This is a genomic window from Pseudomonas sp. REST10 (genome assembly GCF_029542605.1).
In the GTDB taxonomy this organism is placed as follows: Bacteria; Pseudomonadota; Gammaproteobacteria; order Pseudomonadales; family Pseudomonadaceae; genus Aquipseudomonas; species Aquipseudomonas khazarica.
Genome location: NZ_CP035677.1, coordinates 452,559 through 462,988 on the forward strand (window position 1 = coordinate 452,559; position 10,430 = coordinate 462,988).

General features: G+C 67.6%; 12 protein-coding genes. 11 read left to right on the top strand and 1 reads right to left on the bottom strand.

Annotated features, from left to right (window positions below; genetic code table 11):
• Positions 1-67 precede the first annotated feature (67 nt).
• The 10 genes from EWH21_RS02120 (at position 68) to madM (ending at position 8,505) form a co-directional block, all read left to right on the top strand.
• The gene (locus tag EWH21_RS02120; protein ID WP_037056818.1) at positions 68-1,039 is read left to right on the top strand and encodes a sensor domain-containing diguanylate cyclase; all 972 of its coding nucleotides are present in this window, start codon (positions 68-70) and stop codon (positions 1,037-1,039) included.
• Between the two features lie 105 nt (positions 1,040-1,144).
• Positions 1,145-2,797, top strand: a complete 1,653-nt coding sequence (mdcA, locus tag EWH21_RS02125) for a malonate decarboxylase subunit alpha (RefSeq protein ID WP_037056819.1) — start codon at positions 1,145-1,147, stop codon at positions 2,795-2,797.
• On the top strand, positions 2,797-3,681 hold the full coding sequence (locus EWH21_RS02130; RefSeq protein ID WP_277699678.1) for a triphosphoribosyl-dephospho-CoA synthase: 885 nt from the start codon (positions 2,797-2,799) through the stop codon (positions 3,679-3,681). Before mdcA ends, EWH21_RS02130 begins: the two co-directional genes overlap by 1 nt.
• A gap of 1 nt (position 3,682) precedes the next feature.
• Complete coding sequence (locus EWH21_RS02135; protein WP_277699679.1) at positions 3,683-3,982, top strand: malonate decarboxylase subunit delta; 300 nt, start codon at positions 3,683-3,685, stop codon at positions 3,980-3,982.
• The gene (locus EWH21_RS02140; protein WP_037056826.1) at positions 3,975-4,826 is read left to right on the top strand and encodes a biotin-independent malonate decarboxylase subunit beta; all 852 of its coding nucleotides are present in this window, start codon (positions 3,975-3,977) and stop codon (positions 4,824-4,826) included. Before EWH21_RS02135 ends, EWH21_RS02140 begins: the two co-directional genes overlap by 8 nt.
• A 2-nt stretch (positions 4,827-4,828) precedes the next feature.
• A complete protein-coding gene (mdcE, locus tag EWH21_RS02145) occupies positions 4,829-5,635 on the top strand; it encodes a biotin-independent malonate decarboxylase subunit gamma (protein ID WP_047584211.1) in 807 nt (268 codons plus the stop codon).
• A gap of 77 nt (positions 5,636-5,712) precedes the next feature.
• On the top strand, positions 5,713-6,348 hold the full coding sequence (locus EWH21_RS02150; protein WP_277699680.1) for a malonate decarboxylase holo-ACP synthase: 636 nt from the start codon (positions 5,713-5,715) through the stop codon (positions 6,346-6,348).
• On the top strand, positions 6,345-7,271 hold the full coding sequence (mdcH, locus tag EWH21_RS02155) for a malonate decarboxylase subunit epsilon (RefSeq protein WP_277699681.1): 927 nt from the start codon (positions 6,345-6,347) through the stop codon (positions 7,269-7,271). Before EWH21_RS02150 ends, mdcH begins: the two co-directional genes overlap by 4 nt.
• 62 nt (positions 7,272-7,333) lie before the next feature.
• The gene (gene madL / locus EWH21_RS02160) at positions 7,334-7,735 is read left to right on the top strand and encodes a malonate transporter subunit MadL (RefSeq protein ID WP_037056835.1); all 402 of its coding nucleotides are present in this window, start codon (positions 7,334-7,336) and stop codon (positions 7,733-7,735) included.
• Between the two features lie 5 nt (positions 7,736-7,740).
• Positions 7,741-8,505, top strand: a complete 765-nt coding sequence (gene madM / locus EWH21_RS02165) for a malonate transporter subunit MadM (RefSeq protein ID WP_037056837.1) — start codon at positions 7,741-7,743, stop codon at positions 8,503-8,505.
• Positions 8,506-8,585: 80 nt separating this feature from the next.
• On the opposite strand, the gene EWH21_RS02170 is transcribed toward madM, so the two are convergent.
• Positions 8,586-9,497, bottom strand: a complete 912-nt coding sequence (locus EWH21_RS02170; protein WP_134677598.1) for a LysR substrate-binding domain-containing protein — start codon at positions 9,495-9,497, stop codon at positions 8,586-8,588.
• Positions 9,498-9,775: 278 nt separating this feature from the next.
• On the opposite strand from EWH21_RS02170, the gene EWH21_RS02175 reads away from it, so the two are divergent.
• Positions 9,776-10,381 carry a glutathione S-transferase gene (locus EWH21_RS02175; protein ID WP_277699682.1) on the top strand — a complete coding sequence of 202 codons (606 nt, stop codon included), beginning with the start codon at positions 9,776-9,778 and terminating at the stop codon, positions 10,379-10,381.
• Positions 10,382-10,430 lie beyond the last annotated feature (49 nt).

Sequence of the window (10,430 nt, forward strand, 5' to 3'; positions counted from 1 at the left end):
CAGCCTGTCACCTGGGCCACCTGCTTTTGCGTTATAACGAAGCGCTGACGCGGCGGAGGTGGCAGGCATGAGCGAGACAACTGATCAGGCGGTGTACAAGACCCTGCTGGAGTCCACCCAGGCGATTCCCTGGAAGATCGACTGGAAGACCATGACGTTCGCCTACATCGGCCCGCAGATCGAGAGTCTGCTGGGCTGGGCGCAGGCCAGTTGGGTCAGCGCCGAGGACTGGGCCACGCGCATGCACCCGGAAGACCGCGAGAAGGTGGTCGAGCTGTGCATCTCGCAGTCGCAGAACGGTGTCGACCACGAGGCCGACTACCGGGCGCTGACCGCCGCTGGCGACTACGTGTGGATCCGCGACGTGGTGCATGTGGTGCGTGACGACAATGGCGAGGTGGAGTCGCTGATCGGCTTCATGTTCGACATCAGCGAACGCAAGAAGACCGAGGAGCAGCTGCTGACCCTGCAGAAGCAGCTGGAGGAGTACTCCTACAAGGACGGCCTGACGGGCGTGGCCAACCGGCGCATGTTCGACACGGTGCTGGCCTCGGAGTGGGCCAATGCCCAGCGCACCCGCCAGCCGCTGTCGCTGATCCTCCTCGATATCGATCACTTCAAGCAGTACAACGATCATTACGGTCACATTCAGGGTGACGACTGCCTGAAGCACGTCGGTCAGGCCCTGAGCCGTGCGGCCAGCCGGCCCCGGGACTTCGTCGGACGCTTCGGCGGCGAGGAGTTCGTGCTGGTCCTGCCGGAGACCGATGAGGCTGCGGCCCGGCACATCGCCGAGCGCTGCCGCCAGCAGGTGCGCCAGCAGCGCATCCCCCATGAACGCTCCAGCGTGTCGCCCATGCTCACCATCAGCCTGGGGGTGAGCACCATCGTGCCGGGCGCGCAGGACCGGGCGCTGGACTTCCTCAATGCGGTGGACAAGCTGCTCTACCAGGCCAAGCAACGCGGGCGCGACCGCCTGGAGATGGCCCGGACGGCATCCCGCTCCGAGCTGGACGACGCAGCCGATGCCCGCGCTTGAGCAATCGTTAACCTGAGCGTAACGATTGCTCCGCCTGCTTGATTGATGACCACCAGGTCGCGCTCCTAATGTGCCTCCACGACAGCGGAACTCGTGGAGTCTTCAATGACAACAACAATATCCCCACCGCCGCAGTGGTCGCGTCGTCGCGCGGAGAAAGCGCGGCGCCTCGATCAGGTGCGCGACCTCGCCGATGGCGTGGTACTGCCCAGTGACAGAATCGTCACGGCCCTCGAGGCGCTGATCGCCCCCGGCGATCGCGTGGTGCTCGAAGGCAATAACCAGAAGCAGGCGGATTTCCTCTCGCGCTCGCTGGCCAAGGTCGACCCGGCCCGCCTGCATGACCTGCACATGATCATGCCCAGCGTCAGCCGTGCCGAGCACCTCGACCTGTTCGAACAGGGCATCGCGCGCAAGCTCGACTTCTCCTTCGCCGGGCCGCAGAGCCTGCGCATCGGCCAGTTGCTCGAAGACGGGCAGATGGAAGTCGGCGCCATCCACACCTACATCGAGCTGTACTCGCGCCTGCTGGTGGATCTGATCCCCAATGTCGCGCTGGTCGCCGGCTTCCAGGCCGACCGCCACGGCAACATCTACACCGGGCCGAGCACCGAGGACACCCCGGCGCTGGTCGAGCCCACCGCCTTCAGCGACGGCATCGTCATCTTCCAGGTCAACGAGATAGTCGACGAGCTGCCTCGGGTGGACATCCCGGCGTCCTGGGTCGATTTCGTGGTGGTGGCGGACAAGCCGTTCTACATCGAGCCGCTGTTCACCCGCGACCCGCGCCACATCAAGCCGGTGCACGTGCTGATGGCGATGATGGCGATTCGCGGCATCTACGAGAAACACAACGTGCAGTCGCTCAACCACGGCATCGGTTTCAACACCGCCGCCATCGAGCTGATCCTGCCCACCTACGGCGAATCCCTCGGCCTGAAGGGCAAGATCTGCCGCAACTGGACACTCAATCCGCACCCGACGCTGATCCCGGCCATCGAGACCGGCTGGGTGCAGAGCGTGCACTGCTTCGGCACCGAACTGGGCATGGAGGACTACATCGCCCAGCGCCCGGACGTGTTCTTCACCGGCCGCGACGGTTCGATGCGCTCCAACCGCATGATGTGCCAGCTGGCCGGGCAGTACGCGGTGGACCTGTTCATCGGCGCCACCCTGCAGGTCGACGGTGATGGCCATTCCTCCACCGTGACCCGCGGCCGCCTGGCCGGTTTCGGTGGCGCGCCGAACATGGGCCATGACCCGCGCGGCCGTCGCCATGCCACCCCGGCCTGGCTCGACATGACCACGCCGGAGACCCTGCTCGAGCGTGGCAAGAAGCTGGTGGTGCAGATGGTCGAGACCTACCAGGAGGGCGGCAAGCCCACCTTCGTCGAGCGCCTGGATGCCGTCGACGTGGCGAAGAAGGCCGGCATGCCGCTGGCACCGGTGATGATCTACGGCGATGACGTCACTCATCTGCTCACCGAGGAAGGCATCGCCTACCTGTACAAGGCGCGTTCGCTGGAAGAACGCCAGGCGATGATCGCCGCAGTGGCCGGGGTCACCGCCATCGGCCTGCGCCATGACCCGAAGGACACCGAGCGCATGCGCCGCGAAGGGCTGATCGCCCTGCCCGAAGACCTCGGCATCCGCCGTACCGACGCCAGCCGTGAACTGCTCGCGGCCAAGAGCATCGCCGAACTGGTCGACTGGTCCGGCGGCCTGTACAACCCGCCCGCCAAGTTCAGGAGCTGGTGATGAACGCACTTACGGCATTGCAGCCGCAGTTGTCGCTGTCCCTGGCGGACTGGCTGGCCGACCTGGCCGTGGACGCGCTGATCGACGAGGCCGACCTGTCGCCCAAGCCGGGGCTGGTCGACCGTCGCGGCAGCGGCGCGCACACCGACCTGCACCTGGGCCTGATGCACGCTTCGGCGCTGGCCCTGTGGCCGAGCTTCAAGGCCATGGCCGAGGCGGCGCAGCAGCGTGGCGAGATCGACCAGCAACTGCGTGACGAGGTGGGCCGCCTGGGCCGTGATGGCGAGGCGGAGATGCTGCGCGTCACCGACGGGGTCAACACCCATCGCGGGGCGATCTGGGCCCTGGGCCTGCTCAGCGCCGCCGCGGCACTGGACACCGACGCCCTGGCACCGGCGCAGGTGGCGCTGCGCGCGGCGCGCCTGGCGCTGTTCAACGACCGCGCCACGCCGGTAGCCGCTGACAGCCATGGCGCTCAGGTGTGCCGCCTGTATGGCGTGCACGGTGCCCGCGAAGAGGCGCAGCTGGGCTTTCCGGCGGTCGTGCAGCAGGCGTTGCCGCAACTGGCGCGCAGCCGGGCGGCTGGTGTCGGGGAGCAGAACGCTCGCCTCGACGCGCTGCTGGCGATCATGACCCAGCTGGCCGACACCTGCGTGCTGTACCGCGCCGGCATGGCCGGGCTGACCTGCATGCAGAGCGGCGCCCGCGCGGTACTCGCTGCCGGTGGCTGCGCCAGCCTCGATGGCCGGCGCCTGTTGCGCGAACTGGAGCGCGACATGCTGCGCCTGCGCGCTTCGCCTGGCGGCGCTGCCGATTTGCTCGCCGCCACCCTGTTCCTCGACCGCCTGCAGCATGGCCTGCCGGCGCAGCTTGGGAGTCTGTGAAATGGAAACCCTGTCTTTTCAATTCCCCGCCGGGCAGCCGGCCCAGGGCCGTGCGCTGGTCGGTTGTGTCGGCTCCGGTGACCTGGAAGTGCTGCTCGAACCCGGCCAGGCCGGCACCCTGGCCATCGAAGTGGTGACCTCGGTGAACGGTAGTGCGCCGCGCTGGCAGCAGCTGCTCGAACGCATGTTCCGCGAGCAGCAGTTGCCGGCACTGAACATCGCCATCCACGATTTCGGCGCGACCCCCGGCGTGGTGCGCCTGCGCCTGGAACAAGGTCTGGAGGAGCTGAGCCATGGCTGAACAGGACATCCAGCGCCTGCTGGCGCAGCGCAGCTTCACCGAACTTGGCGCACGTCAGCGTGCCCGCGCCCTGCTCGACGACGGCAGCTTCCGCGAGCTGCTCGATCCCTTCGCCCGGCTGATGTCGCCCTGGCTGCCGCAGCAGGGCATCGTGCCGCAGGCCGACGACGGCGTGGTGGTGGCCAAGGGGCTGCTCGACGGTGCGCCTGCCGTGGTGATCGCCATCGAAGGTGCCTTCCAGGGAGGCAGCCTGGGTGAAGTGGGCGGGGCGAAGATCGCCGGCGCTCTGGAACTGGCCGCCGAGGACAACCGGGCAGGCACGCCGACTCGCGCCGTGCTGCTGCTGGAGACCGGCGGCGTACGGCTGCAGGAGGCCAACCTGGGGCTGGCGGCGATTGCCGAGATCCAGGCCGCCATCGTCGAGCTGCGCCAGTACCAGCCGGTGATCGGCCTGGTCGCCGGCCCGGTCGGCTGCTTCGGTGGCATGTCCATCGCCGCCGGGCTGTGCAGCTACCTGCTGGTGACCCGCGAGGCACGCCTGGGGCTCAACGGCCCGCAGGTGATCGAGCAGGAGGCCGGGCTGGACGAGTACGACTCACGCGACCGCCCGTTCATCTGGAGCCTGACCGGCGGCGAGCAGCGCCATGCCAGTGGCCTGGTCGACGGCTATGTGAGCGATGACGTCGAGGCCATCCGCAGCGAACTGCATGGGTTGTTCGCCAAGGGCAAGCCCGAGCTGGAGCGCAGTCGGCGCCACGCCTGGTTCCTGCAGCGACTGCGCGCCGTCGACACTTCGATCCAGGCCGATGCCGCTGCCGTGCGCAGCGCCTATCAGGGAGCATGAACATGAGTACAGTCCAAGAACAACGTGGCCTGCACTGGTTCCAGGCGTTGAGTGGCAATGCCCGGCCGCTGGCCGGTTTGCCCGCTTCGCTGCAGGTGGCCGATGGCGAACTGGCCGGCCAGGCGGTGCGCTATCTGGCGGTGGTCGCCGATGCCGACAATGCCTTCCCCCGCGCCCGCAACGGCGAGGTCGGCCTGCTCGAAGGCTGGGGTCTGGCGCAGGCGGTGGACGAGGCCATCGAGGCGGATCGCGACAACCCGCACAAGCGTGCGCTGATCGCCATCGTCGACGTACCGAGCCAGGCCTACGGCCGCCGCGAGGAGGCCTACGGCATTCATCAGGCGCTGGCCGGTGCGGTGGATGCCTATGCCCGTGCGCGCCTGGCCGGGCATGCGGTTGTCGGCCTGCTGGTGGGCAAGGCGATGTCCGGTGCCTTCCTCGCCCATGGTTACCAGGCCAACCGCCTGATCGCCCTGCGCGACGCCGGGGTGATGGTGCATGCCATGGGCAAGGCCGCCGCTGCGCGCATCACCCTGCGCAGTGTCGACGAGCTGGAGGCACTGGCCGCCAGCGTGCCGCCGATGGCCTATGACCTGGACAACTACGCCTCGCTCGGCCTGCTTGCGCAGGTGCTCGACGTGGAGCAGGTGGCGCAGCCGACAGCGGCCGACCTGGCCCATGTGCGTGAGGCGCTGAGCCAGGCGCTGGTGGCTATCGCCGGCAGCCCGCGAGACCTGCGCAATCGCCTGGGCGCGGCCAATCGTGCCGCCTCCACGCGGGTGCGCGAGGCCTTGCGCGCGCAGTGGTGAGGCTCAGGGCGGGTGAACCCCGCCGCTCCTGAATGAGACGAAACGGCGGGTTGCCCCCGCCCTGCGGAGAACCAGCGATGCACCCGACACCCCGTCCACATGATCTGCTCTGGGGCCTGCGCCCCGAGCACCTGCCGCAGGAGGCGCCGGTCTGGGCTCGCGCCGCCCTGGGCGGGCATGTGCCGGTGGTGGTGCGTCGCGCTCCCGCCGAACCCGGCTGGGTGGCGGTCGGTATCCGTGGCGCCGCGCGTGAACAGCGCTATGCAAGCTGGATGCGCCTGAGCGATATCAGCCGGCTGGTCAGCCCCCAGTCCGTGGCCAGGGCAGGGCGCTGGCGTGCGCATGCTCAGCGGCACTGGCCGGCGCTACGTGCCCTCGAACATGTTGCGCCGCACCTGGATGGCTTGGGCCTGGCCTGGGGCGTGACCGGCAGCCTGGGTTTCGAATTGGCCAGCGGCATCCGTGCGGCGCACCCGCAGAGCGATCTCGACCTGACGCTGCTGGCGCCGCACGCCCTCGACCGCGCCTGGGCCCGCATGCTGTGTGCCGTGCTGGACTCCGCGCCAGGTCGCATCGACCTGCAACTGGAAACCCCGCACGGCGCCGTGGCGCTGCGCGAATGGGCCGGTGACGCGTCGCGCGTACTGCTGAAAACGCAACGTGGCCCGCAGCTGGTCGACGATCCCTGGCTCCTGCAGCAGGTGGCGGCATGAGCACGCTCTGGGCCTTTCCCGGCCAGGGCGCGCAGCAGCCCGGCATGCTCCAGGCCTTGCCGGATGCTGCGGTCGTCCACGATTGCCTGGAACAGGCCAGCGCCACCTTGGGCGAGGATGTGCGCCTGCTGGATTCGGCCGAGGCGCTGCAGGGCACCCGCGCCGTGCAGCTGTGCCTGCTGGTCGCCGGCGTCGCTGCCTCGCGCCTGCTCATCGAGCGCGGCCATCGTCCTGAGTATGTCGCCGGGCTGTCCATCGGTGCCTACGCCGCTGCGGTGGTGGCCGAGGCCCTGGATTTCGCCGATGCGCTGCGCCTGGTCGCCCTGCGCGGCGAGCTGATGCAGCGCGCCTATCCCGCCGGCTACGGCATGACCGCCATCCTCGGCCTCGATCAGGCCAGCGTCGAGCGCCTGTTGGACGACGCCGAAGGGCCGCTGTACCTGGCCAATATCAATGCGGAAAACCAGCTGGTGATCGCCGGCAGCGATGCGGCCATGGCGCAGGTCGCCGAGCGGGCCCGCGCCCTCGGCGCCGCTGCGGTCAGGCGCCTGGCCATAAGCGTGCCGTCGCACTGCGAGCTGCTCGACGCACCGGCGCGCGAGCTGGCGGCGGCCTTCGCCGGGGTTGCGCTGCATGTGCCACGGGCGCGTTACCTGAGTAGCAGCTCGGCACGGGTGATTCGCGAGCCACAGCGTCTGCGCGATGACCTGGCGTTCAACATGAGCCGCCGCGTCGACTGGCAGGCCACGCTCGTCACTGCCTACGAGCGCGGTGTGCGCCTGCACCTGGAACTGCCTCCAGGCGGTGTGCTCACCGGTCTGGCCCGGCGCGTATTCGAACCCGGACAGGCTGTCGCCTTTGCCGGCGCACGTCTGGATACACTCGACGCCATGTTGCGTCAGGAGGTAAGCCTCGACCGCTGAGCCGTAGCGTTTACCGAAGCACAAGAACAACAACTTCGATATGTGAAACGAGGACAACAACAATGATCATCTACGGTGTCGCCTTTCTGGCGTTCTGCACCCTGGCAGGTATCTTCATCGGCTCGCTGCTGGGGCAACTCATCGGCGTGCCCGCCAACGTCGGCGGTGTCGGCATCGCCATGCTGCTGCTGATATTCCTGGGTAGTTACCTGAAGAACCGCGGACTGTTCACCGGCAAGTCGGAACAGGGCGTGGAGTTCTGGAGCGCCATCTACATCCCCATCGTGGTCGCCATGGCCGCCCAGCAGAACGTCTACGGTGCCCTCAGCGGTGGGCCGATGGCGATCCTGGCGGGTATCGCCGCCGTCGTCGCCGGCTTCGCCCTGGTCCCCGTGCTCAGCCGGATCGGGCAAAAGAAGCCTGAAACCGATGTCACCTCCTCCCTGACCAAAGCACCACGGTGATCGCCATGTACGAATCTCTGCTCAAGGTTGTCACCAGCTACGGCATGCTCAGCGGCTTCGCCATCATCGGCATCACCATGTGGGTGTCGTACTGGATCTCCGACAAGTTCACCAAGGGCCGCCTGCATGGCTCGGCCATCGCCATCCTCCTCGGCCTGTTGCTGTCCTATATCGGTGGCGCCTACACCGGTGGCCAGAAAGGCCTGGTGGACATTCCCCTGTTCGCCGGTATCGGCCTGCTGGGCGGCGCCATGCTGCGTGACTTCGCCATCGTCGCCACCGGCTTCGGGGTCAGTGTCGAGGAACTCAAGCGCGCCGGGTTCGCCGGGGTGCTGGCGCTGTTCGTCGGCGTGCTGTCGTCCTTCGTCGCGGGTGTCGCGGTGGCCATGGCGTTCGGCTACACCGACGTGGTCAGCCTGACCACCATCGGCACCGGCGCGGTGACCTACATCGTCGGCCCGGTGACCGGTGCGGCGCTGGGCGCCAGCTCCGACGTGATGGCGCTGTCGATTGCCGCCGGCCTGATCAAGGCGATCCTGGTGATGGTGGCCACGCCTTTCGTCGCGCCCTACATCGGCCTGGACAATCCGCGCAGCGCGGTGATCTTCGGCGGCCTCATGGGCACCTCCAGCGGTGTCGCCGGCGGCCTGGCGGCGACCGATCCCAAGCTGGTGCCCTATGGCTGCCTGACCGCCGCCTTCTACACCGCGCTGGGCTGCCTGCTTGGCCCATCGTTGCTCTACTTTCTGATGCGAGGCCTTCTGGGCTGACCTTTCGCCCGCCGTCATGGCGGGCTTTTTTTATGGCCCCGTTCAGGCATACCTTCAGTCGCGAGGGCGTCGAGATGCCTCTACGCCTGGCGGCTGTACATCCGGCATTCGGCGAGCAGCGCCAGCAGGTTGGGGTCGCGCTCCTTGGCCTTGAGGAACACCACGCCGATATGCTGCTGCAGGTGGTACTTGGCCTGCAGCGGGATCAGCTTCACCCGGTTCTCGTACACCGCCGCCACCCGCCCCGGCAGCAGGGCATAGCCGACGCCGGAGCTGACCATGCTGAGCAGGGTGAAGATGTCCTTCACCTGCATCGCCACCTTCGGTTCGAAGCCGGCCTGCTGGAACACCCGCTCGCCATCGCGGAAGGTGGCATAGCCCTGGGTCAGGGTGATGAAGGTGTCGTTACGCAGGTCGGCCAGGTCCACCTCGGGCTGCTCGGCGAAGGGCGAGTCGTTCGGTGCGGCGAGGAAGATGTCGTCGGAGAACAGCGCCAGCTGTTCGCAGTCCGGGTCGCTGATGCTGTCGTCGAGCGCGATCAGGATCGCGTCCAGCTCCATGTTCTTCAGCTTGTACAGCAGGTCGACGTTGGAGCCGAGGACCAGGTCGATGTTCAGCTCGCTGCGCCGCAGCTTCAGGCCCATGATCAGTTGCGGCACGGTCTTCACCGTCAGCGAGTAGAGGGCGCCCAGCTTGAAGCGCTCGGCGCCGAAGCCGGCTGCCTCGCGGGTCAGGCGCACCATCTCCTGGGCGTCCTGGATCAGCTTCTGCGCCTTTTCTTCCAGGCAGTAGGCGCTTTCCAGCGGGATCAGGTTGCGCCCCTCGTGCTTGAACAGCGGGCAGCGCAGGGCGCTCTCCAGAGAGTGGATGGCGCGATGCACGCTGACGTTGCTGGTCTGCAGTTCGCTGGCCGCGCGCGCCAGGTTGCCGCTGCGCATGAAGGCGAGAAAGACCTCCAGCTTCTTCAGGGTGAGTTCTTCGTCGATGAGCATCGGCCTGTCCTTTTCCAGCGATGCCCGATTGTGCCGTATCCGGGCCGTCGACTGGTGTCGGGAATGCTGGTTTCTGCTCTTGTCCGGGGCTATCGTCGGGCGCGCAGAATGACGCGTTCGCTGTCTCGGTATCCGCATGCGCAGGGCCCGCTGCGATCTGTCGGTGGGTCGTGCGCTTGAGGTGTGCAAGGCGTGCCGACATCGTCGCGCTCGGGCAACCCCGCATGAGGCCCGAGGCCTTAACCACCATGCTTGATGAATCACAGAGGACCATGCACATGCAGTTAATCTACGCCGCTGCTTCACCCTTCGCCCGCAAGGTTCGTGTACTGGCCGCCGAGGCCGGCCTGCTGGCGGAGATCGAGCTGCTCGACACCGCCGTGTTGCCGACCACGCTCAACGAGCGGGTCAACCGGGCCAACCCGCTGGGCAAGATACCGGTGCTGCTGCTCGATGATGGGCAGGCGCTGTACGACAGCCGGGTGATCTGTGAATACCTCGACACCCTGCATCACGGGGCCAGGCTGTTGCCGATCGATACCAGACGCTGGCAGGTGTTGCGCCTGGCGGCCCTGGCCGACGGCCTGATGGAGGCCGCCTTGCTCGCGCGCTACGAAAAGGCCGTGCGCGAGCCTGAGCAACAGTCGCAGGCCTGGCTCGATGGCCAACTGGGCAAGGTATGGCGGGCGTTGGCCGAGCTGGAGCGTCAGGCCGCACAGCTGCAGGTGCCGCTCGATCTGGCGCAGATCGGCGTGGCCTGCGCCCTGGGCTATCTGGATTTTCGCTTCGCCGACTTCGACTGGCGTGCCTCGCATCCGCTGCTGCGTGACTTCCAGCTGGCGTTCTCCGCTCGTGCCTCCATGCAGGCCAGCGCACCGGTGTGAATCCGCTGGCTCGCTGGCGTCCTGGCGGATAGCGCAGCGACGGGCTGCT

What these genes read in the sequence shown, in the direction of transcription:
- EWH21_RS02175 (WP_277699682.1), top strand. Translation starts at nt 9,776, where the DNA reads ATGCAGTTAATCTACGCCGCTGCTTCACCCTTCGCCCGCAAGGTTCGT.
- EWH21_RS02140 (WP_037056826.1), top strand. Translation starts at nt 3,975, where the DNA reads ATGGCTGAACAGGACATCCAGCGCCTGCTGGCGCAGCGCAGCTTCACC.
- mdcE (WP_047584211.1), top strand. Translation starts at nt 4,829, where the DNA reads ATGAGTACAGTCCAAGAACAACGTGGCCTGCACTGGTTCCAGGCGTTG.
- EWH21_RS02130 (WP_277699678.1), top strand. Translation starts at nt 2,797, where the DNA reads ATGAACGCACTTACGGCATTGCAGCCGCAGTTGTCGCTGTCCCTGGCG.
- mdcH (WP_277699681.1), top strand. Translation starts at nt 6,345, where the DNA reads ATGAGCACGCTCTGGGCCTTTCCCGGCCAGGGCGCGCAGCAGCCCGGC.
- EWH21_RS02150 (WP_277699680.1), top strand. Translation starts at nt 5,713, where the DNA reads ATGCACCCGACACCCCGTCCACATGATCTGCTCTGGGGCCTGCGCCCC.
- madM (WP_037056837.1), top strand. Translation starts at nt 7,741, where the DNA reads ATGTACGAATCTCTGCTCAAGGTTGTCACCAGCTACGGCATGCTCAGC.
- EWH21_RS02170 (WP_134677598.1), bottom strand. Translation starts at nt 9,497, where the DNA reads ATGCTCATCGACGAAGAACTCACCCTGAAGAAGCTGGAGGTCTTTCTC.
- madL (WP_037056835.1), top strand. Translation starts at nt 7,334, where the DNA reads ATGATCATCTACGGTGTCGCCTTTCTGGCGTTCTGCACCCTGGCAGGT.
- EWH21_RS02135 (WP_277699679.1), top strand. Translation starts at nt 3,683, where the DNA reads ATGGAAACCCTGTCTTTTCAATTCCCCGCCGGGCAGCCGGCCCAGGGC.
- mdcA (WP_037056819.1), top strand. Translation starts at nt 1,145, where the DNA reads ATGACAACAACAATATCCCCACCGCCGCAGTGGTCGCGTCGTCGCGCG.
- EWH21_RS02120 (WP_037056818.1), top strand. Translation starts at nt 68, where the DNA reads ATGAGCGAGACAACTGATCAGGCGGTGTACAAGACCCTGCTGGAGTCC.